A 19,230-nucleotide genomic window follows, 5' to 3' on the forward strand; every position below is an offset into this window, starting at 1 on the left:
GAATTTCTGGAAATAGGGATTGAGCGTTTGGAATTATTTCCGTATTTCCGGAAATATGGAAAAAGAATCGCTGACTGCCCTTGCCGCCCTGTCACACTCCGGCCGTCTGGCCGTGTTTCGGTTGTTGATGCGGCGCTATCCCGATGCCGTTCCGGCGGGTGAGATCGCCGATGTGTTGAGCATGGCCCCATCCACTCTGTCAGCGGGATTGTCACATCTTCGCAATGCGGGGCTGGTAACGCAGACCCGCAACGGCACCTCGCTGCTGTACTGTGCTGATGTTGGCGGTGCGGGGCGTCTGATCTCATACCTCGGCGCGGACTGCTGCCGGGGGCGTCCAGAAATCTGCCTGTCTCACGTCCTTACGGAGTCTCCCATGACGGATCGCAAATACAACGTCCTGTTCATCTGTACCGGCAACTCTGCCCGGTCGATCTTTGCCGAAACGCTGTTGCGGGAACTGGCCGGAGATCGGTTTCAGGCCTTTTCGGCGGGCACCAATCCCAAAAGTGACATGAACCCGATTGCGCTGAAGGTTCTGGCCGACAAGGGGCACGATATCTCTGGTCTGCGGTCCAAGAACGTGACCGAGTTTCAGGGAGAGGATGCGGTCAAGTTGGACTTTGTCTTTACCGTTTGTGACCGCGCCGCAAATGAGGAATGCCCGCCGTGGCCGGGTCAGCCAATGACAGGGCATTGGGGCCAGCCCGATCCGGTCAAGGCGACCGGCACCGAGGCGGAAAAGCTGTTGGCGTTCCAAGACGTCTATGGTGCCCTGCGCAACCGGATCGCGTCGTTCACGGCGCTGCCGATTGGAACCTTGGACCGGGAAAGCCTGCAAGCCCGGATCGATGACATCGCCAAAACGAAAGATACGGTATGACCACTTACGCCATCAATGGGCTGGGCCGTATCGGCAAACTGATCGTGAGACCGATGCTGGAGGCAGGCGACACCATCGCCTTTCTCAACGATGCCGTCGGCGATCCGGCGATGCACGCGCATTTGCTTGAATTCGATACGGTCCATGGCCGTTGGGATGCCACGTTCAGCGCCGACAGTGATAGTCTGAGCGTCAATGGCACCCGCATTCCGGTGTTCGGGACGCGCAACCTAGACGATCTGCCGCTAGAGGGTGTGGACGTGGTGGTGGACTGCACGGGTTATTGCAAGACGGCCGAGCGTATCGCGCCCTATTTTGAGCGCGGCGTGAAAAAGGTGGTTGTCTCTGCCCCGGTCAAGGACGGAGGGGCGGCGAATATCGTCATGGGTGTGAATGACGGTATCTATGATGCCGACACGCATGATATTGTCACGGCGGCCTCCTGCACCACCAACTGTTTGGCCCCGGTGGTCAAGGTCATTCACGAGGCGATGGGCATCAAACACGGGTCGATCACCACGATCCATGACGTGACCAACACCCAAACCATCGTGGACCGGCCCGCCAAGGATCTGCGCCGCGCGCGGTCCGCGCTGAATTCGCTGATCCCCACAACCACCGGGTCGGCCACGGCCATCACGCTTATTTATCCCGAGCTCAAGGGACGTTTGAACGGCCATGCGGTGCGGGTGCCGCTGCTGAACGCCTCGCTGACCGACTGTGTGTTCGAGGTGGAACGGGAGACCACCGCCGAAGAGGTCAACGCACTTTTCAAGGCGGCCGCAGGGGGCGAACTGAAAGGCATCCTTGGCTATGAGGAACGCCCGCTGGTCTCGACCGATTACACCAACGATCCGCGTTCTGCGATTGTGGACGCGCCGTCGACCATGGTTGTGAACGGCACGCAGGTGAAGATCTACGCCTGGTACGACAATGAATGGGGCTATGCGCACCGGCTGGTGGATGTGGCCCATATGGTCGGCAAGCGCCTCTGAGCCGCGGCTTCCTTGGGCTGAGCGGGCGTTGCCCCTCCGCCCATACCATCCTCTCGACCGGAGTCCGGACATGACCGACACTGCTTCCCAACGCCCCGAGGGAATGGCCGCCTATATGGCCGTGACCGCTGCCTATTGGGCCTTCATGCTCACCGATGGCGCGCTGCGGATGCTTGTGCTGCTGCACTTTCACACGTTGGGCTTTTCGCCCGTCCAACTGGCCTACCTGTTCCTGCTTTATGAATTCGCGGGCATTGTGACCAACCTGTCTGCGGGGTGGATCGCCGCGCGCTTTGGCCTGACATCGACCCTGTATGCCGGGTTGGCGCTGCAGGTCGGCGCGCTGCTGGCGCTGGCGCAACTGGATCCGGCGTGGAGCCTGACTGCCTCTGTCATCTTTGTCATGGCGGTGCAGGGCCTGTCCGGCGTGGCCAAGGACCTGTCCAAGATGTCGGCCAAATCGGCGGTCAAACTGCTGGCGCCGTCAGGGCAGGGCGGGTTGTTCAAATGGGTGGCCCTGCTGACCGGGTCCAAGAACGCGATCAAAGGGCTAGGGTTCCTGCTGGGGGCAGCGATGCTGGCGATGTTCGGCTTTGTTCCGGCGGTGCTGGGGATGGCGGCGGTGCCGGGCGCGGTCCTGCTGGCGGTAAGCCTGCGGATGCCGTCCGGCCTGCCGACCGGCAAGAAAGGGGCGAAATTCACAGAGGTGTTTTCCAAGGATCGCAACGTGAACTGCCTGTCAGCGGCACGGGTGTTCCTGTTCGGGGCACGCGATGTGTGGTTCGTCGTCGGCATCCCAGTCTATTTCTACGCGGTACTGTCCGATGGCTCTGAGGCGGGCAACCGCTTTGCGTTCTTCACCATCGGCAGCTTTATGGCGGTCTGGACGATCCTCTACGGGGCGGTACAGGCCTATGCGCCCAAGGCGCTGCGCGCCGCAACCCGCCCGGCCTCTGAAATCGTCGGCGCGGCCCGTGGCTGGGCGCTGTCGCTGACGGTGGTGCCTGCGGTTCTGGCGGCGTTGGTGTGGTGGGCGGGGGCGCCGGCGGATTGGCTGACCCTGACCATCATTGCAGGACTTCTGGTGTTTGGCGCGCTGTTTGCGGTCAACAGTTCCCTGCACAGCTATCTCATCCTCGCCTTTTCAAAGGGCGAGCGGGTGACAATGGATGTCGGGTTTTACTACATGGCGAATGCGGCGGGCCGGTTGCTGGGCACGCTGTTGTCTGGCGTCAGCTATCAGATCGGCGGGCTGCCGCTGTGTCTGGCGACGGCGGCGGTCATGGTCGCGATCAGCGCCGTGGGAGCGTCGCGGCTGCGGGCGGACTGAGCCCCCTTCATTCGGCGTCGAGGATCGCATCCAGCCCGGCTTCCAGCCCGGCAAAACTCTCTGCCAACGTCGCTTCGATCTTTTTCTGATAGGCCATCGCCAACGGCAGCAGGTCGGCCATTATCTGGCGGCCCTTGTCGGTCAGCGCCAGCCGCACCAGCCGCCGGTCGCCCGCATCCACCGTCTTTTCGACATAGCCCGCCGCCTCAAGCCGCGAGGCGGCGCGGCTGACCTTGGATTTCTCCATGGCAACGCGTTCCTCGATATCGCGGACAGAGATCGTGGCGGCGCCGTCCAGCGGTTGGGCCAAATGGACCAGCACCCGCCACTCCGGGATCGAGATCCCAAACCGTTCACGGTACTGCCGCGCAAGTGCCTCAGATGTCTTTTCCGCCGCGACCGCAAGGCGATAGGGCGTAAAGCTGGCAAGATCAAACGGTGGCGGGTCGGAACGGGTGGTCATTTGGGCAGTCCATCAAGGGGCGATCCTGCCAGAGTATCCATGATCTCATTGCAAGTGCAATGAGGTTGAGGTGTCCCGTCAGAGTGTTGCGGCCAGTACTACCCACCCGGCGGTCTCAGCGGTCAGTTGTACCGCGCCCAGCACGTCGCCGGTCTGGCCGCCAAGGCTGCGCCGCGCCTGACGCGCCACCAATGCTGTCGCCAACGCCATGGCAGTCAGCACCGCAAGTGCCGCAAGGCCAAGTATCAGCGCCGCCGCCAAAGACACGATCAAACCCGGCGCCCAGACGCTCAGGGAATTGGGGCCGCGCGCGCGCGCCGCCATGTGGCCCAGCCCGTCCATCCGCGCGGGCGGCAGGGTGTCGAGCAGGATCAGCATGGCCAAACGGCTGGCCACGCTGACCAACACAAACCCGGCACCGGCCGAGGCGGGCAGCGCGCTCAGTGCCGATGCGGCCAGCCCCACCGCAAAGATCAGGGCAATGACTCCGTAGCTGCCGACCCGGCTGTCGCGCATGATCTCTAGCCGTTGGGTCCGGTCACGCCCGCCCGCGCCGTCAGCGAAATCGGCAAAACCGTCGTGGTGCAACCCGCCGGTCAGCGCGGCCAGTGCGGCCAGCGTGGCAAAGGCACAGGTTAGCCCCGGCAGGTTCAGAGCCGAAGCCCCGGCAAACACCCCCCATGCCACCAGTCCCAGTGGTAGGCCCACCAGTGGAAAGGCCCACCTTGCTTGCGTCAGCGTAGGTGCCGGATCAGCCAGCCGCCCCATCGGCAGCCGCGTCAGCATCATCATCGCCAGCCGCAGTTCGTCCAGTGGGCGGCGCGGGGTCATGCGCCCGAAATACCTGCTTCGGCAAAGGTGGCCATACCGTTGTGGCAGGCCAACGCACCTTTGAGGATCGGCAAGGCCAGCGCCGCGCCGGACCCCTCGCCAAGCGCCATGCCCATGTCCAGCAATGGGGCCTTGTCCATCGCTTCGGCCAGACGCCGGTGGCCCGGTTCACGACTTTGGTGAGCGATCAGGCAATGGGCCAGCAGGTCAGGATCGGCGGCAAACAGCGGCGTGACGGCGGCGGTGCAGATGAACCCGTCCAGCAGCACCGGAATGCGCGCCATCCGCGCCGCCAGCACTGCGCCACACAGCGCGGCCTGTTCGCGCCCACCAAGGGCAGCAAGCCGCATCATGGGCGACAACGCCCCGTGTTTATCAACCGCCGCCGTGATCACGCGGGCCTTGAGCGTCATGCCGTCCGCGTCGGATCCGGTGCCGGGACCAACCCAATCCTGCGCGGTGCCGCCAAAACTGGCAAAAGCGAGCGCGGCGGCAATGGTGGAATTGCCGATGCCCATTTCCCCCAGCAGAAGGATGTCGGCATCCGTATCGACCGCCGCCGCCCCCCTTTGCAGCGCGTCGAGGCAGTCCTCTTCCTCCATCGCCGGGGCGGTGGTAAAATCGCGGGTGGGCCGGTCAAGATCCAGTGCAATGACATTCAGATCGGCCCCAGCCGCCTTGCACAACTGGTTGATCGCCGCGCCTCCGGCGGCAAAGTTTGCCACCATCTGCGCCGTCACCTCTTGCGGAAAGGGGTTCACGCCCTGCGCGCAGACGCCGTGGTTGCCGGCAAATATCAGCGCCTGTGCCCGCTCGATCCGCGGGCGGTCAGTGCCCCGCCAGCCCGCCATAAACGCGGCGAGATCCTCTAGCCGGCCCAGCGAGCCCGGCGGCTTGGTCAGTTGCATCTGCCGCGCGGTGGCGGCCTCGGCGGCGGCGCTGTCAAAAGCGGGCAGGTCAAGGGCGGTCACGCCGTCCAGCGACGTCAGGGGAAGGTGGGTCATGCGGGTTTGACTTTCAGTGGATGGCCAGCGACGCAGAACCAAAGTTCATCACAGGCGTCGGCGATGCGTTGATTGACCAGCCCCGCCGCATCGCGAAAGGCGCGGGCAAGGGCGTTTTCGGGGACGATCCCGGCGCCAACCTCATTGGTAACAAAGATGACCGGCGCGGACTGGTGCGCCAGTTCCGCCGCCAGCGCGTGTGTCGCCGCCTGCCAGTCCTCATCGGCCAGCATCAGGTTGGTGAGCCACAGCGTCAGGCAGTCGACCAGCCGAGGCTCGGTGCCGTCGGTTTCACGCAACGCGCCGATCAGGTCGCGCGGTGCCTCGACCGTGCGCCAATCGGCGTCGCGGCGGGATTGGTGCAGTGCGATGCGGTCGGACATTTCGGTGTCGTGGGCTTGGGCGGTGGCAATGTAGATCGCGGGCCGCCCCAGCGCCAGCGCCATACGCTCTGCCAGGGTGCTTTTGCCCGAGCGTGCGCCGCCGGTGATGAGGATCGACTTTCCCATGCGGTCGTGACAAAGCATGTTCCGATCTGCTTGAAAAGCCCCGAAATGACGCCGCCTGATGCCTCTGAACTGCTGTTGATTCGCCATGCCCCCGCCCGACATGGCGGGCGTTTGTGCGGGTGCACGGATGTGGAGGCCGACCTTGGTGATCCGGCGATCTGGCAGCCTTTGCAGGCGCTAGTGGCCGGGGTGTCGCGGCGCGTGGTCAGCCCCGCCGTGCGGTGCCGTCAAACGGCTGAGGCGCTTTGGTCCGGGGCCGAGGTCGTGCAGGATGCCCGGCTGTGGGAGCAGGACTTTGGCACGCAAGAGGGGATGCCGTTTGCCGACATCCCCGATCTTGGCCCCTTGTCTGCACAGGATCTGGCGGACCATCGCCCCCCGGGCGGCGAGAGTTTTGCCGATATGGTGGCACGGATCACACCCGCCCTAGGCGAACTGGCCGCGCAGGCGCGCGAGGCTGGTCCGGTGGCGGTGGTGGCCCATGCGGGAACAGTGCGCGTTGGGCTGGCGATGGCGCTGGGCTCGGTGCCTGTCGCGCTGGCCTTTGAGGTGGCGCCATGGTCGGTGACGCGGCTGCGGGTTTTTGAGGGCGGCCTGTCCGTGGTCGCTGTAAACTGGCGGCCTTTGTAGCGGAATGGCCTTTGTCGCGGGACATTTTGGCGAATGGATGCAGGGACGGCTGCAACCTGGTGGCCCGGTGGTGCTGGTGACGCTGGCGTGCCCGGCCCACGGTGTCAGCGTCGAGCGAACTGGCGATGGCCCCTTGTCGCTGGAGGGCGATCCGCTGGTTGTCTCCTCGGCGCAGGCCGCGCACATGTTGGACAAAGTCGGTCTGCCTGTGGCGGGCCGCTACGTCATCTCGGCCGACTTGTTGCCCGGCGGCGGAGCAGGCATGTCGACTGCGGCGCTTGTGGCGTTGGCCCGTGCGGCGGGCTGTGACGACAGCGCGGCGCTGGCGCGCGCCTGTTTGGCGGTTGAGGGGGCAAGCGATCCGTTGATGTGGTCCACACCTGATCGGTTGCTATGGGCCTCGCGGCGCGCAGAGATCTTGCAGCGGCTGGACCCGGTTCCAGCCTGTGAGATCCTTGGTGGTTTTTGGGGGCCTCCTCAGCGGACGGACCCCGAGGATTCCGATTTTCCGGACATCGCGGATCTTGTCGCGGCGTGGCCGGGCGCGGATCTTGCTGCCAAGGCCGACTTGGCAAGTCAGTCCGCGCAGCGGTGCTCATCCTTGCGCGGGCCGGTCGATGATCCGATGCCCGAGTTGGGTAAACGGCTGGGCGCGCTGGGACACGCCCGCGCCCATACCGGGCCAGCCCGAGCGTTGATTTTTGCGCCCGGCACGGTGCCGGAGGGTGCGGAGCGGGCGATGACAGAGGCCGGATTGTCCGATGTGCTGCGCTTTGCGACGGGGGGCGGCGCGTGAGTTTTGCCCTGATCATGTTGGTTGCCCTGCTTATGGATGCGCTGATCGGCTGGCCGGACGCGCTGTACCGTCGGATCTCACATCCAGTGGTCTGGATCGGGGCGCTGATTTCGGGGCTGGACGCGCGTTTGAACCGTGGTCGAGCGCCGGGCCTTCTGCTCCTTGGAGGCGTGACCGTTGTCATTGTTATCTGCGCAGCCACGTTACCTGTTTTGCTGGTGGCGCTTGTGTTGGGGGACAGCTGGCTTGCGACTCTGATCCTTGGCCTGATGGCTTGGCCGCTGGTGGCGTCACGTTCGATGTATGACCATGTTAACGCGGTGCGTGATCCGTTGCTGAAAGGCGATCTGCCAGCCGCGCGCGCTGCGTTGTCGATGATCGTGGGGCGCGACACCCGCCCCCTTGACGATGCGGGGATCAGCCGGGCGGCTCTGGAGAGCCTGGCAGAGAACACGTCCGATGGGATCGTTGCGCCGCTGTTTTGGGGCGTGATCGGCGGTTTGCCGGGGATCGTGGCCTATAAGGCGATCAACACGATGGATTCCATGATCGGTCACCGCAATGACCGCTATGAGCATTTCGGCAAATGCGCCGCCCGGCTCGACGATCTGGTGAACCTGATCCCCGCGCGCCTGACGGCCCTGTTTTTTGCGCTGGTTTCTGGCCGGACGGGTGTGGCGCTGCGGGTTGTGGCCCGCGATGCGCGGCATCACCGCTCGCCCAATGCGGGCTGGCCCGAGGCGGCGCTGGCGGGTAGTTTGGATGTGCGCCTGTCCGGTCCGCGCGTGTACGGCGATCGCGTGTCGGATGAGCCGTTTGTGAACGCGCGGGCCCCTGACCCAGACAAGCACAGCATCAGCCGGGGACTTGCGCTTTATCTGCGGGCGATGTTTCTCTGCGGCGCGGTTCTTGTGGGGCTTGCGGCAGTTTAAGAGGGCATGATGCGCGATCACGGCGGTGATTTGGACCGGGCGATGGCTCGGTATGGAGGGGGCGATTGGCTGGACCTGTCGACCGGCATCAATGCGCGGCCCTATCCGTTTCCCGACCTGCCTGCGCGCGCATGGACGGCGCTGCCGACGGGCGCAGAGATCTCCGCTTTGGTGGTTACGGCGTGTGCAAATTACGGTGCGGGTGAGGGTGTGGATTGCGTGCCGCTTGCAGGTGCACAGGCGGCGATCCAATTGGTGCCGCGCCTTGCGCAGCCGGATGAGGCGCGCGTTCTTGGGCCAACCTACAACGAACACGCTGGATCGTTAGAGGCGCAGGGCTGGCGGGTAACGCAGGTTGCGGACATCGCTGGGCTGAAAGGCGCGCCTTTGGCTGTGGTCGTAAACCCGAACAACCCGGACGGACGCTTCTGGCCACCCGAAGAGCTGATTGAACTCGCTCGCCATGTGGGCCTGCTGGTGGTGGACGAGAGCTTTGCCGACCCGGTTCCGGAGTATTCGATGGTCCGCTATCTCGACCGCCTGCCAGAGGGCGTGCGGGTCGTGGTGTTGCGGTCCTTTGGCAAATTCTACGGGTTGGCGGGGGTGCGGCTGGGCTTTGCCTTGGGGGAAACCGCGTTGATCGCGCCGATGCGCCAGATGGCCGGTCCTTGGGCGGTCAGCGGTCCGGCGATTGCGGCGGGGTGCAAGGCTCTGGCCGACCGGACGTGGCAAGGCGCAATGATCGGGCAATTGGCGCGCGACGCGGTGCGGATGGATGCGCTGGCAGAGGCGGCAGGGTGGTCGTTGGTGGGGGGAACGGTTCTGTTTCGGACCTATGACACCGGCGATGCGGTAGCGGCGCAGGATCGACTGGCAGAGGCCCGGATCTGGACGCGTCGGTTTCCTTACTCCGACGGTTGGCTGCGGCTGGGTCTGCCGGGGCCAGAGGCGGATTGGTCGCGGGTGGAGGCGGCTCTGGCCCCGCCGCCCAGCCGATTTTAGCGCGAGGCGGCCAGAATGCTGGCCACATCCAGATGCGTCTCAAGGTGGTCAGCAAGCGCGTCAAGCGCGTCCTCGACCCCTGCGTCATAGGCTTGGGTTGCCTCAACACCAAAGCCCGCCAGCCACGCGGCGCGGAACGCATCATCGCGAAACATGCCGTGCAAATAGCTGCCCATCACGCGGCCATCGGCACTGATCGCGCCTTCTGGTTGGCCCTCGACAATGGCAAAGGGGCGGGCGCGGTCAAGGCCGTCGCTGCGCCCGATGTGGATTTCATAGCCGTGGAATCCGGTCCCGCTGGCGGCGTGGGTGGCCTGTACCTCTGTCAGGGATTTGTCCGCCGTCATGAGGGTGTCGATGCGCAGCAGGCCTAGACCGGGGTCTTTACCCGGCGGTCCTTCAATCCCGTGCGGGTCATCTACACTGTCGCCCAGCATCTGATAGCCGCCGCAAATGCCAAGAATGCGACCACCGCGCCGGTGATGCGCCATCAGGTCGATGTCCCAGCCCTGTTCGCGGACAAAGGCCAGATCGCCGCGTGTGGATTTGCTGCCGGGTATGATCACAAGGTCCGCGTCACCGGGGATCGGCAAGCCGCGCTGTAGCATGGTCAGCCGCACGCCCGGTTCCTGCGCCAACGGGTCGAGGTCATCAAAGTTCGCCATGCGCGACAGGCAGAGACAGACAATGTGCAGCCCCTCCGCCCGGTCAGGCGCACGCACGTCTAGCGCATCCTCGGCAGGCAGTTTCCATGCCTCGGGGAACCATGGGGCCACGCCGAACCCGCGCCAGCGAGTGCGCTCCTCGATCAACGCGTAACCGTCATCGAACAGACGAGGGTCGCCACGGAACTTGTTGATGATAAATCCACAAACGCGTTCGACGTCCGCCGGATCCATGACCGCCTGTGTGCCGATAATTTGGGCGATGACGCCGCCCCGGTCGATGTCCCCTGTCAGGATCACCGGCACAGCCGCCGCCTCGGCAAAGCCCATGTTGGCGATGTCACCTTTGCGCAGGTTTACCTCTGCCGGGCTACCCGCGCCTTCGACGATGATCAGGTCATGCTTGGCCTTCAGCCGGTCAAAGCTTTCCAGAACAGAACCAAGGAGTTGCGGTTTCAACTTTGCGTAGTCACTCGCTTTGGCGGTGGTCAGGCGCTTGCCCTGCACGACGACCTGCGCGCCTACATCCGTTTCGGGTTTGAGCAGCACGGGGTTCATATCTGTATGCGGGGCCAAACCGCAGGCCAATGCCTGCAAGGCCTGCGCGCGCCCAATCTCACCGCCGTCGCTGGTCACAGCGGCATTGTTTGACATGTTTTGCGGCTTGAATGGGGCCACGGACAATCCCCGCCGCCGTGCTGCGCGGCACAGGCCTGCCACCAGCATGGATTTGCCCACGTTGGACCCGGTGCCCTGGATCATGATGGCGCGGCTCATGATGTGATCCCCAGTTTTACGGGCAATCCGTCGCGGGTGTGGGTGTGAAAATGAAAGGCTTGCCAGCCACGCGATGCCGCTGCTGCGACATTGGCGCGGTTGTCGTCAATCAAAAGGATGGCATTCGGCGCAAGGCCGGACCAGCGTTCAATCGCACCGTAAAAACCTGCGTCAGGCTTGGCCATACCCATAGGACCGGAGGCGAAAATCGTCTCAACTCTGGCGGAGAAGCCCATGTTTTCCATGATATATTGCGAACGTGGGGCAGGGTTGTTGGTGCCGATCACCGCGCGCTGTGGGCTGCGGTCCAGCCAGTCGATGACCTGCGGGTCCGGGCGATCCTCAGACCGCAGCCAATGCGCCAATAGCGCATCGGAGGTGACGTTGGTGTCCTGCGTGGCAAGCCAACGGGTCAGTTCATCCTGCAAGGACAGCGCGCCACGCAACACCTGTGCTGCCTGCCCGGGCCGGTTGAGAAACGCGCGAAAGGCGCGCGGCGACAGGCCCAGATCGGCGTCCAGACGGGACACCCATCCAAAGGGGGCGCCCTCGGGTTCGGCGTTCAGGACGCCGTCGAAATCCCAGACGATCAGTTCGGCACTCATTTGGCTGGCAAGATCAGCGCCGTTGCCACATAGCCCGCAGGCATAGGCACCGTCGGCGGTGTGTCCAGCCCCTGCGCGATGTGATCGGGCAGCAGGTGGGTGTGCGGCCCGTCGGGGGATGTGCCGTCGGGCATCGGGATCTTGGCGTCGATCTCTATTCGAAGGCAGGGCGTTTCGATCACCCGCACCGGGCTGGCGTCGCGCAGTGGCAGGCCGGTGCGCGACAGGTGATCGGGCCACGTTGTGCCAGCGGCGCGGGTCAGCGTTGCGGCCAGTGGCGCGTTGCACCGCACTGTAAATCGCGCCGCGCGCCGTCCAAGGCCAAGGTCAAAGCGCGGACCACCTGCATCGCGTGTCAGCAGGGCCGCATCATCCGGCCCAAGGGCGGTCAGCGCGGCGGGCGCGTCGCGTATGGCGCGACCCACCGGGACGGCCAGCGCGATCAGCGTGGGTGCATCTGGGCGGTCAATCTCAAACGCGGTCAGGTAGCGGGCGGCCTCCAGCCTCAGTGCCGCGTCGCGCAGCGTCAAATTCAGTGCGCCGTCGCCGATCTGCACCGTGCAGGGCGTACCGGGCAGGCGGACCAACTCCCCGCTTGCGCCCCAGACGCCCGCGATCAGGCGTGCGCCCTCATCGCTGAGACGGCGCGCAGTTTCTGCCAGCAGGGTATCGCCCTGCCATGACAGACGGCGGGTCTTCAGCCCCAATCTTGCTGCGCGGGCGGGCAGATCTGCCCAGGCCGCCGACCGAAACCCCTCGGACGCGCTGCCCCAACCGGCGATCTCATCCAGACTGCGGGCGCAGCCGGTGCACAGTTGCGATGCCTCGTCGATCACGCAGCGCGCGATGCAGGGGCTGGCGGGCGGAAGGCGGTCGATACGGCTCATGGCCTTAGAACTCCACGCCTTTCTGCGCTTTCACCCCGTCACGGAACGGATGCTTCAGCAAGGTCATCTCTGTGACCAGATCGGCGGCCTCGATCAATTCGGGCTTCGCGTTGCGGCCCGTCAGGCAGACGTGGGTCATGTGCGGTTTCTGCGTCAGCAGGAAATCCACCACCTCATCAATATCAAGGTAGTCATTGCGCAGGGCGATATTGATCTCATCCAGAAGGACAAACTGGATGTCGGGGTCAAGGATCTGAGCCTTGGCAATCTCCCATCCGTTTTGCGCGGCAGCAATATCGCGGTCGCGGTCCTGCGTTTCCCAGGTAAAGCCCTCTCCCGTGACAAACAGCCGACATTCGTCGACAAACCGCTCGCGCAGGAACGTGGCCTCGCCGGTGGCGCGCGCCCCTTTGATGAACTGCACCACGGCGCAGGGCATCTGGTGCGCGATGCACCGCATGATCATTCCGAACCCGGCAGAGGATTTGCCCTTGCCCTTGCCGGTGTTGACGATGATCAGACCTTTTTCTTCGGTCTTGGTCTTCATCATCTCGTCGCGGGCGGCCTTGATGCGGCGCATCTTTTCGGTGTGGCGGGCGGTGGTGTCGTCCATGTTGCGTCTCCGGAAGCTCGGGGTTGGGCAGGCATGGCATTGCATGTGGGCATCGTCAATGCGGCTATGATCGGTGGGCGCGAGCTCTGCGAGCGATTGACAAGCGGATCAGAAGGGCGCACCACGCCTGCCACGATGGTTCCCCGGGCCCGCCCGGGGAGGAAAACAGGGAACGCGGTTCAAACCCGTGGCTGCCCCCGCAACTGTAAGCGGTGAGCGTTCTTGCAATGTGCCACTGGCCGGATCGGCCGGGAAGGCGCGAGAGCGCATCGACCCGCGAGCCAGGAGACCTGCCATCGGAGAGGTGAAACTGTGGACCGGGCGGGGTGCCCCGGAGGAGGTCGTGATGAATTCGAACCTGAAATCCTGCGGGCCGCGAAAGGCCACGCCATGAACGCGCCGGTGGAACTGCTGGTCTGCGTGAAATGTCGGCGCGGTGAAGAAATCCCCGATGAGGGCGTGCGGCCGGGCCAGCGCCTGCATGACGCCATCGCCGCGCGCGATCTTCCCGAGGGCGTGACCCTGACCCCGGTCGAATGCCTGCAAAACTGCGATTCAGGTTGCTCTGTCGCCATGCGCGGCGGTCCGGCGCGCTGGACCTATGTCTACGGAAACCTGCTTGAAACGTCGCATCCGGACCTGCTGGTCGAGGGGGTCACGCTGTATCATGCCGCCAGCGACGGGGTGATCCCGTGGCGCGCGCGGCCCGAACATTTCAAACGCAATTGCATCGCGCGCATCCCGCCCGAGCAGACCGACACGCCCGAAGAGGACAAGACATGACCGATCTCGCCAAACTTCCCGTCACAGTGATCACCGGCTTTCTCGGTTCGGGCAAGACCACGCTGATTTCGCACCTGATCCAGAACCCTGGCGGCAAGCGGTTGGCCGTGGTGGTCAATGAGTTCGGCGATGTCGGCGTGGACGGTGAGATCCTCAAAGGCTGTGCCATTCCCGACTGCCCGGCAGAGAACATCATGGAACTGGCCAACGGGTGCATTTGCTGCACCGTGGCGGATGATTTCATCCCGACGATCGAGGCGCTGATGGCGCTGAACCCGCGCCCGGAACACATCCTGATCGAAACATCCGGGCTGGCGCTGCCGAAACCGCTGCTCAAGGCGTTCGACTGGCCGGATATCCGGTCCAAGATTACCGTCGACGGGGTGATCGCGCTTGCCGATGCCGAAGCAGTGGCCTCTGGTCGGTTTGCGCCGGACGTGGCACGGGTCGACGCGCAGCGGTTGGCAGATGATAGCATCGACCACGAAACCCCACTTTCCGAAGTATTTGAGGATCAAATCGCCTGCGCGGACATCATTTTGTTGACCAAACCCGATCTTGCAGGGCCTGAGGGCGTGGCGCGGGCCAAGGCGCTCATCGCCGCCGAGGCACCACGCCCGTTGCCGGTGATCGAGGTCGCCGAGGGGGTGATCGACCCGCGCGTGATCCTGGGTCTGGAGGCGGCGGCAGAGGACGACATGGATGCGCGGCCCTCACATCACGACGCCCATGACGATCACGAACACGATGATTTCGAAAGCATCGTGGTGGACCTGCCCGAGGTTGACGATCCCGCCACGTTGGTCGCTGCAATCGAACGTCTGGCAAAAGAGCTGAACATCCTGCGGGTCAAAGGCTATGCTGCCGTGAAGGGCAAGCCGATGCGTCTGCTGGTGCAGGCCGTCGGCGCGCGGGTGCGGCATCAGTACGACCGCCCGTGGAAGCCGGATGAGGCGCGGGTCACCCGCGTGGTGGTCATTGCCGAACATGACGATGTGAAACCCGACGCCATCCGCGCCATCCTCGGCGCGGCCCCGGTGGCCGCAGAATAAGGGGCGGGCCACCGAGCACCGCATCCGCTATGCACGTCATCTTTCGCGAAAGCCACGGTCTGGAAGAGACCGAGACACCAACCGACCTGGCCCAGAGCCCGGCGGAACTGGTGGTCTTGTCTCTTTCCGATTCCGATCTGGGCGCTTTCGCTGCCGGGTGGGAGCGGGGCGGCGGTCGCGAAGGGCGAATGCCGACGCTGCGGTTGGCCAATATTGTGGCGCTGAAACACCCGCTGTCTGTGGATACTTATATTGAGCAGACGCTTGCGGGGACCAAGGGCATCCTGATCCGGCTGATCGGTGGCGTGCCGTATTGGCCCTACGGCATCCAGCAGATCGCGGCTTTGGCGCAGGAGCGGGGGATTGCCCTTGCCGTCCTGCCCGCCGATGGGCGTGCCGATGTGCGGCTGGATGAGGTATCTACCCTGCCAGTTTCGACACTGCGGCGATTGCAGCACCTTTGCGACGCGGGCGGTGCCGTGGCAGCACAGGCGGCGCTGGCACAGATGGCGCTGGCGGCGGGGCTGTATGCCGGGCCGGTGCGCGGTACGAAACATGTGCCAGAGGTTGGCGCGTGGCTGCCAGAACACGGGGTTTGCTGTCCGGTGCTGGCGCATGTGTCGCCTGAGAAAAAGCCACTGGTGCTGGTTGTTTTCTATCGCTCCTACCTCGTGGCGGCGGACCTCGCCCCGGTTGAGGCTTTGTGCGCGGCGTTGCGTGCGCGGGGATTTGACGTTTTTGGCCTGTTCGCCCCGTCGCTGAAGGCGCCGGGGGCGGCGGCATGGGTGGCGCGTCAGATCGCGCATCTGGCCCCTGCGGCAATCGTCAACGCCACCTCCTTTTCCGGGCGCGGCGCGCAGGGCACCTCGCCACTAGACGCGGGCGGTGTGCCGGTCTTTCAGGTGGCGCTGGCCACCTCGACACGGACCGCTTGGGCCGAGGCTGACCGTGGTTTGTCGCCCGCCGATCTGGCGATGCATGTTGTGCTGCCAGAGGTGGACGGGCGGTTGTTTGCCGGGGTGACATCCTTCAAGGAACCGCAGGAGCGGGATCCGGATCTGCAGTTTGCCCGCGTCGCCCATGTGCCGGATGCGGAGCGTATTGCGGCGGCGGCAGAGCGCGTGGCGCGTTGGGTTCGTCTGGCAGCCACACCTGCTTCGGAACGCCGTCTGGCGTTGGTGCTGTCGACCTATCCGGGGCGGGACTGGAACATGGCGCATGCGGTGGGTCTGGATGCGCTGGCATCGGCCAAGGCCATTCTCGAGGATCTGTCAGAGGCGGGGTACGCGGTCGAACCTGACCTATCTGCGGAGGCGCTGAGTGCCGCGCGGTTGAGATGGCCCTTGACCGCCTACAAGGCTGCTTTGCAACGCCTTCCCAAAGGGTTGCAGGATGATCTTGAGACGGCTTGGGGGGCAGCGGAGACGGACCCGGACTGTGTCGATGGGGCGTTTTCCTTTCGGGCGCTCCGCCGGGGCTCTGCCGTTGTGGCGTTGCAGCCTGAACGTGGGTCGCTCGCACAGCGCGACGACGATTACCACGATCTGGCGCGCGTGCCGCGCCATGCCTACGTCGCTTTTTACCTGTGGTTGCACGGCGAGACCGATGCGTTGATCCACGTCGGCGCACATGGGACGTTGGAGTGGCTTCCGGGAAAATCTGTCGCTTTGTCAGAAGCTTGCTGGCCAGAGGCGTTATGCGGGCAGATGCCGATTATCTACCCGTTCATCGTCAACGACCCGGGTGAGGCGGCGCAGGCCAAGCGGCGGATCGGGGCGATGACGCTGGGCCATGTGCCGCCGCCGCTGCGCGAGGCGGGTGTACCAGAGCGCCTGTTGCGGCTTGAGGCGTTGCTGGACGAATTCTCAAACGCGGATGGGTTGGACCCAAGGCGGCGAGGTCGGTTGATGCAGGACATCAGGGATGAAGCGCAAGCTGTTGGTGTTGAAGATGATTTGGGGGTTGAAACGGCATCCTGTCCAGCAGAGGCGATCACCCGGATCGACAGGTTTGTCTGCGACGTCAAGGAAAGCCAGTTTGGCGACGGCCTGCATGTCTGGGGCCGGAGTTCCGATGTTTCGCCGGAAAATCGCCCCGTCTTCGATGTCGCGCCATCGGCTCTGGCAGAACGGCGCGCTCTGTTGGATGCACTGGACGGGCGGCGGATTGCCTCCGGTCCGTCGGGGTCGCCGTACCGGGGCCGCACCGATGTTCTACCAACGGGGCGCAACCTGTATACCACCGATCCGCGGTCTGTGCCCACGCGCAGCGCCCATGCGCAGGGTGTGCGGTTGGCCGAGGAACTGGTGCGGCGTCACCTGCAGGATGAGGGCGACTGGCCGCGCGGGTTGATCGTGGATCTTTGGGGATCGGCGACCATGCGCACGGCGGGTGAGGAGTTTGCCATGGCCTTGCACCTGCTGGGCGTGCGCCCGGTCTGGGATGCGGGCAGCGAACGGGTCAACGGGATAGAGGTGCTGCCCATCGCGGAACTGGATCGTCCCCGGATTGACGTGACCCTGCGGGTGTCCGGCCTGTTCCGCGACGTATTCCCGACGCTGTCGGTGTTGTTCGGGCAAGCCGTTCAGGCGCTTGCGCAACGCGATGAAGCACCGGACTGGAACCCCTTTGTCGGAAAGGCGGGTGCACGGGTCTATGGCCCGGCTCCGGGTAGTTTCGGCGTCGGGATTGGCGCGCAGATCGGCGACTATTCCGACGAGGCCCGGCAGGCGGCGGGTGAGGCATGGCTGTCGGCGTCAAGCTGGGCCTATGATGACGGCGCGGGGCAGCGCGATGAGGACGGCCTGCGCGACCGGGTGCGGCAAGCCGACAGTTTTGTCCACCTTCAGGATTTGCCCGAATCCGATCTGCTGCTGGCTGAGGATTACGCCAGCCATGAGGCGGGTTTTGCCGCCGCGCAGGGCGTGACCGGCGGGCACGCCGCGCTGTATCACCTTGACATCACCGACCCGGACAGGCCGCGCGCGCGCGGCTTGACAGAGGAACTCGCCCGCGTCGTGCAGGGGCGCGCTGCCAATCCTGCGTGGATCGGCGGGATGCAGCGGCACGGCTTTCGAGGCGCGGCAGAGATTGCTGCCACTCTGGAGAACATGGCCGCCTTTGCGCAACTGGCCGATGTGGTGCCCGGGCATCTGTTCGATCTCTATTTTGATGCGACAGTGGGGAATGCAGAGGTGAGCGATTTCCTTGCCGATGCAAACCCCGAGGCATTGGCCGCGATGCGCGCCCGCTTTGCCGCATTGCACGAGGCGGGTCTGTGGCAAACGCGACGAAACTCTATCCTTGCGGCATTGGAGGCAGCGCAGTGAGCGCGCCGCAGGTCAAGGGCTGGTGCCCGGGCGCCTTCCGCCCAATGATGTCTGGCGATGGTCTGGTGGTGCGGGTGCGTCCGCCGTTGGGAGAGGTCAGCGCGGATCAGGCCACAGGACTGGCCGATCTGGCCGAACGACACGGCAGCGGCGTGATAGAGGCGACGGCGCGGGCCAACCTGCAACTGCGCGGTGTGACCGAGGCCGCCTATCCGGCGTTGATGCGGGATCTGCGCGCGTTGGCCCTGTTGGGCGATGCGGATAGCGAGGCACGGCGCAATCTGGTGCTGGACCCGTTTCATGCGCCGGGAACACAGTTGATTGCGCGCGGTCTGCTGGGCGGGCTGTCCAGCGACGAGTTTTCTGCGTTGCCCGGCAAGTTCGGTTTTGTAATCGACCCCGGCACGCCCCGGCGGTTGGCCGGGATCAGTGGCGACATTCGGATCGAGGGGGCGGCAGAGGGCATGATCCTGCGCGCCGATGGCTGTGCCTCCGGGCGTTTGGTGGCGGACGCGGAAGAGGCCGTTGCGCTGGCGCTGGATCTGGCACGCTGGTTCCTGAGCAGTGGCGGCGTGGGAGTGGATGGACGCGGGCGCATGGCGCGGCATTTGGACAGTGGACACGCCTTGCCCGATGCACTGACCGGAGACGTCAAACCAACTGCCGTCGCGCCAGAGCCGCAGCCGGGCCCACAAGGCACCGGGGTGTGTGTCGCCGCCGGGTTTGGCCAGTTCACTGCCGATGCCCTGCGCACTTTGGCCGTCTGTGGCGATGTGATCCGCGTGACGCCGTACCGGATGCTCTATCTGCCCACGGTCAGGATCTTACCCGACCACCCCGATTTGATCCTTGACCCGCAAGACCCGCTGCGCCGGGTACAGGCCTGCACCGGCATGCCCGGCTGTCCGCAGGCCACCGTGACAACCCGCGACCTCGCGCGCCGCCTTGCACCCCGTATCCCCGAAGGCCATCACTGGCACGTCTCTGGCTGTGCCAAGGGCTGTGCCTATCCGCGTGGCGCGGACCTCACCGTGGTCGGGCGCAACGGCGCATTCGACCTTGTCAAGCAAGGGACCCCGTGGGATGACCCCATCCGCCGCGGGCTCAGCCCTTCGGAAATCGATACAGAAATCAGGCCCTGACC

At 64.9% G+C, this 19,230-nt stretch carries 19 protein-coding genes and 1 riboswitch; of the genes, 11 read left to right on the forward strand and 8 right to left on the reverse strand.

What is annotated here, in order from left to right:
* Positions 1 to 55: 55 nt before the first annotated feature.
* The 3 genes from ANTHELSMS3_RS12425 (at position 56) to arsJ (ending at position 3,208) form a co-directional block, all read left to right on the forward strand.
* The gene (locus ANTHELSMS3_RS12425) at positions 56 to 883 is read left to right on the forward strand and encodes an arsenate reductase/protein-tyrosine-phosphatase family protein (RefSeq protein ID WP_094035137.1); all 828 of its coding nucleotides are present in this window, start codon (positions 56 to 58) and stop codon (positions 881 to 883) included.
* Positions 880 to 1,878, forward strand: coding sequence for an ArsJ-associated glyceraldehyde-3-phosphate dehydrogenase (locus ANTHELSMS3_RS12430; RefSeq protein ID WP_094035138.1), 999 nt, complete (start codon positions 880 to 882; stop codon positions 1,876 to 1,878). The genes ANTHELSMS3_RS12425 and ANTHELSMS3_RS12430 overlap by 4 nt, the downstream gene beginning before the upstream one ends.
* A gap of 70 nt (positions 1,879 to 1,948) precedes the next feature.
* On the forward strand, positions 1,949 to 3,208 hold the full coding sequence (arsJ, locus tag ANTHELSMS3_RS12435; protein ID WP_094035139.1) for an organoarsenical effux MFS transporter ArsJ: 1,260 nt from the start codon (positions 1,949 to 1,951) through the stop codon (positions 3,206 to 3,208).
* Between the two features lie 7 nt (positions 3,209 to 3,215).
* Here arsJ and ANTHELSMS3_RS12440 read toward each other — a convergent pair whose 3' ends face one another.
* The 4 genes from ANTHELSMS3_RS12440 to cobU all read right to left on the reverse strand — a co-directional run bounded on the left by ANTHELSMS3_RS12440 (position 3,216) and on the right by cobU (position 6,015).
* The gene (locus tag ANTHELSMS3_RS12440) at positions 3,216 to 3,671 is read right to left on the reverse strand and encodes a MarR family winged helix-turn-helix transcriptional regulator (protein WP_094035140.1); all 456 of its coding nucleotides are present in this window, start codon (positions 3,669 to 3,671) and stop codon (positions 3,216 to 3,218) included.
* 78 nt (positions 3,672 to 3,749) lie between these two features.
* Entirely contained in the window at positions 3,750 to 4,502 is a 753-nt protein-coding gene (gene cobS / locus ANTHELSMS3_RS12445) for an adenosylcobinamide-GDP ribazoletransferase (protein ID WP_094035141.1), read from the reverse strand.
* The gene (cobT, locus tag ANTHELSMS3_RS12450) at positions 4,499 to 5,506 is read right to left on the reverse strand and encodes a nicotinate-nucleotide--dimethylbenzimidazole phosphoribosyltransferase (RefSeq protein ID WP_094035142.1); all 1,008 of its coding nucleotides are present in this window, start codon (positions 5,504 to 5,506) and stop codon (positions 4,499 to 4,501) included. The genes cobS and cobT overlap by 4 nt, the downstream gene beginning before the upstream one ends.
* Entirely contained in the window at positions 5,503 to 6,015 is a 513-nt protein-coding gene (gene cobU / locus ANTHELSMS3_RS12455; RefSeq protein ID WP_094037096.1) for a bifunctional adenosylcobinamide kinase/adenosylcobinamide-phosphate guanylyltransferase, read from the reverse strand. Before cobU ends, cobT begins: the two co-directional genes overlap by 4 nt.
* Before the next feature lie 45 nt (positions 6,016 to 6,060).
* Between cobU and ANTHELSMS3_RS12460 the strand changes: the two genes are divergently transcribed.
* The 4 genes from ANTHELSMS3_RS12460 to cobD are packed head-to-tail and all read left to right on the forward strand — an operon-like array spanning position 6,061 to position 9,375.
* Positions 6,061 to 6,645 carry a histidine phosphatase family protein gene (locus ANTHELSMS3_RS12460; protein ID WP_094035143.1) on the forward strand — a complete coding sequence of 195 codons (585 nt, stop codon included), beginning with the start codon at positions 6,061 to 6,063 and terminating at the stop codon, positions 6,643 to 6,645.
* A gap of 37 nt (positions 6,646 to 6,682) precedes the next feature.
* Positions 6,683 to 7,441 (forward strand): propanediol utilization protein, encoded by a 759-nt coding sequence (locus ANTHELSMS3_RS12465; RefSeq protein ID WP_254694730.1) that lies wholly within the window; start codon positions 6,683 to 6,685, stop codon positions 7,439 to 7,441.
* Positions 7,438 to 8,373, forward strand: coding sequence for an adenosylcobinamide-phosphate synthase CbiB (cbiB, locus tag ANTHELSMS3_RS12470; RefSeq protein ID WP_439098645.1), 936 nt, complete (start codon positions 7,438 to 7,440; stop codon positions 8,371 to 8,373). Before ANTHELSMS3_RS12465 ends, cbiB begins: the two co-directional genes overlap by 4 nt.
* Before the next feature lie 9 nt (positions 8,374 to 8,382).
* Positions 8,383 to 9,375 carry a threonine-phosphate decarboxylase CobD gene (gene cobD, locus ANTHELSMS3_RS12475; protein WP_094037098.1) on the forward strand — a complete coding sequence of 331 codons (993 nt, stop codon included), beginning with the start codon at positions 8,383 to 8,385 and terminating at the stop codon, positions 9,373 to 9,375.
* On the opposite strand, the gene ANTHELSMS3_RS12480 is transcribed toward cobD, so the two are convergent.
* The 4 genes from ANTHELSMS3_RS12480 to cobO are packed head-to-tail and all read right to left on the reverse strand — an operon-like array spanning position 9,372 to position 12,922.
* Complete coding sequence (locus tag ANTHELSMS3_RS12480) at positions 9,372 to 10,817, reverse strand: cobyric acid synthase (RefSeq protein ID WP_094035145.1); 1,446 nt, start codon at positions 10,815 to 10,817, stop codon at positions 9,372 to 9,374. The two genes, cobD and ANTHELSMS3_RS12480, sit on opposite strands and share 4 nt — an antisense overlap.
* Positions 10,814 to 11,422, reverse strand: a complete 609-nt coding sequence (locus ANTHELSMS3_RS12485; RefSeq protein ID WP_094035146.1) for an HAD family hydrolase — start codon at positions 11,420 to 11,422, stop codon at positions 10,814 to 10,816. The genes ANTHELSMS3_RS12480 and ANTHELSMS3_RS12485 overlap by 4 nt, the downstream gene beginning before the upstream one ends.
* Positions 11,419 to 12,309 (reverse strand): DUF1289 domain-containing protein, encoded by an 891-nt coding sequence (locus tag ANTHELSMS3_RS12490; RefSeq protein ID WP_094035147.1) that lies wholly within the window; start codon positions 12,307 to 12,309, stop codon positions 11,419 to 11,421. The genes ANTHELSMS3_RS12485 and ANTHELSMS3_RS12490 overlap by 4 nt, the downstream gene beginning before the upstream one ends.
* A 4-nt stretch (positions 12,310 to 12,313) precedes the next feature.
* Positions 12,314 to 12,922 (reverse strand): cob(I)yrinic acid a,c-diamide adenosyltransferase, encoded by a 609-nt coding sequence (cobO, locus tag ANTHELSMS3_RS12495; RefSeq protein ID WP_094035148.1) that lies wholly within the window; start codon positions 12,920 to 12,922, stop codon positions 12,314 to 12,316.
* A gap of 119 nt (positions 12,923 to 13,041) precedes the next feature.
* A riboswitch (cobalamin riboswitch) is annotated at positions 13,042 to 13,234 on the forward strand.
* 78 nt (positions 13,235 to 13,312) lie between these two features.
* On the opposite strand from cobO, the gene ANTHELSMS3_RS12500 reads away from it, so the two are divergent.
* Genes ANTHELSMS3_RS12500 through ANTHELSMS3_RS12515 form a run of 4 tightly spaced genes read left to right on the forward strand, consistent with a single transcriptional unit; the run spans position 13,313 to position 19,228 of the window.
* The gene (locus tag ANTHELSMS3_RS12500; RefSeq protein ID WP_094035149.1) at positions 13,313 to 13,705 is read left to right on the forward strand and encodes a DUF1636 family protein; all 393 of its coding nucleotides are present in this window, start codon (positions 13,313 to 13,315) and stop codon (positions 13,703 to 13,705) included.
* On the forward strand, positions 13,702 to 14,757 hold the full coding sequence (gene cobW, locus ANTHELSMS3_RS12505; protein ID WP_094035150.1) for a cobalamin biosynthesis protein CobW: 1,056 nt from the start codon (positions 13,702 to 13,704) through the stop codon (positions 14,755 to 14,757). Before ANTHELSMS3_RS12500 ends, cobW begins: the two co-directional genes overlap by 4 nt.
* A gap of 29 nt (positions 14,758 to 14,786) precedes the next feature.
* Entirely contained in the window at positions 14,787 to 18,086 is a 3,300-nt protein-coding gene (gene cobN / locus ANTHELSMS3_RS12510) for a cobaltochelatase subunit CobN (protein ID WP_094035151.1), read from the forward strand.
* On the forward strand, positions 18,083 to 19,228 hold the full coding sequence (locus tag ANTHELSMS3_RS12515) for a hypothetical protein (RefSeq protein ID WP_094035152.1): 1,146 nt from the start codon (positions 18,083 to 18,085) through the stop codon (positions 19,226 to 19,228). The genes cobN and ANTHELSMS3_RS12515 overlap by 4 nt, the downstream gene beginning before the upstream one ends.
* Positions 19,229 to 19,230 lie beyond the last annotated feature (2 nt).

The sequence above is a fragment of the Antarctobacter heliothermus genome (assembly GCF_002237555.1).
In the GTDB taxonomy this organism is placed as follows: Bacteria; Pseudomonadota; Alphaproteobacteria; order Rhodobacterales; family Rhodobacteraceae; genus Antarctobacter; species Antarctobacter heliothermus_B.

What these genes read in the sequence shown, in the direction of transcription:
- ANTHELSMS3_RS12480 (WP_094035145.1), bottom strand. Translation starts at nt 10,817, where the DNA reads ATGAGCCGCGCCATCATGATCCAGGGCACCGGGTCCAACGTGGGCAAA.
- cobD (WP_094037098.1), top strand. Translation starts at nt 8,383, where the DNA reads ATGCGCGATCACGGCGGTGATTTGGACCGGGCGATGGCTCGGTATGGA.
- cobW (WP_094035150.1), top strand. Translation starts at nt 13,702, where the DNA reads ATGACCGATCTCGCCAAACTTCCCGTCACAGTGATCACCGGCTTTCTC.
- cobT (WP_094035142.1), bottom strand. Translation starts at nt 5,506, where the DNA reads ATGACCCACCTTCCCCTGACGTCGCTGGACGGCGTGACCGCCCTTGAC.
- ANTHELSMS3_RS12490 (WP_094035147.1), bottom strand. Translation starts at nt 12,309, where the DNA reads ATGAGCCGTATCGACCGCCTTCCGCCCGCCAGCCCCTGCATCGCGCGC.
- ANTHELSMS3_RS12425 (WP_094035137.1), top strand. Translation starts at nt 56, where the DNA reads ATGGAAAAAGAATCGCTGACTGCCCTTGCCGCCCTGTCACACTCCGGC.
- ANTHELSMS3_RS12485 (WP_094035146.1), bottom strand. Translation starts at nt 11,422, where the DNA reads ATGAGTGCCGAACTGATCGTCTGGGATTTCGACGGCGTCCTGAACGCC.
- cobS (WP_094035141.1), bottom strand. Translation starts at nt 4,502, where the DNA reads ATGACCCCGCGCCGCCCACTGGACGAACTGCGGCTGGCGATGATGATG.
- ANTHELSMS3_RS12440 (WP_094035140.1), bottom strand. Translation starts at nt 3,671, where the DNA reads ATGACCACCCGTTCCGACCCGCCACCGTTTGATCTTGCCAGCTTTACG.
- cobU (WP_094037096.1), bottom strand. Translation starts at nt 6,015, where the DNA reads ATGGGAAAGTCGATCCTCATCACCGGCGGCGCACGCTCGGGCAAAAGC.
- arsJ (WP_094035139.1), top strand. Translation starts at nt 1,949, where the DNA reads ATGACCGACACTGCTTCCCAACGCCCCGAGGGAATGGCCGCCTATATG.
- cobN (WP_094035151.1), top strand. Translation starts at nt 14,787, where the DNA reads ATGCACGTCATCTTTCGCGAAAGCCACGGTCTGGAAGAGACCGAGACA.
- ANTHELSMS3_RS12460 (WP_094035143.1), top strand. Translation starts at nt 6,061, where the DNA reads ATGACGCCGCCTGATGCCTCTGAACTGCTGTTGATTCGCCATGCCCCC.
- ANTHELSMS3_RS12500 (WP_094035149.1), top strand. Translation starts at nt 13,313, where the DNA reads ATGAACGCGCCGGTGGAACTGCTGGTCTGCGTGAAATGTCGGCGCGGT.
- ANTHELSMS3_RS12465 (WP_254694730.1), top strand. Translation starts at nt 6,683, where the DNA reads ATGCAGGGACGGCTGCAACCTGGTGGCCCGGTGGTGCTGGTGACGCTG.
- ANTHELSMS3_RS12430 (WP_094035138.1), top strand. Translation starts at nt 880, where the DNA reads ATGACCACTTACGCCATCAATGGGCTGGGCCGTATCGGCAAACTGATC.
- cobO (WP_094035148.1), bottom strand. Translation starts at nt 12,922, where the DNA reads ATGGACGACACCACCGCCCGCCACACCGAAAAGATGCGCCGCATCAAG.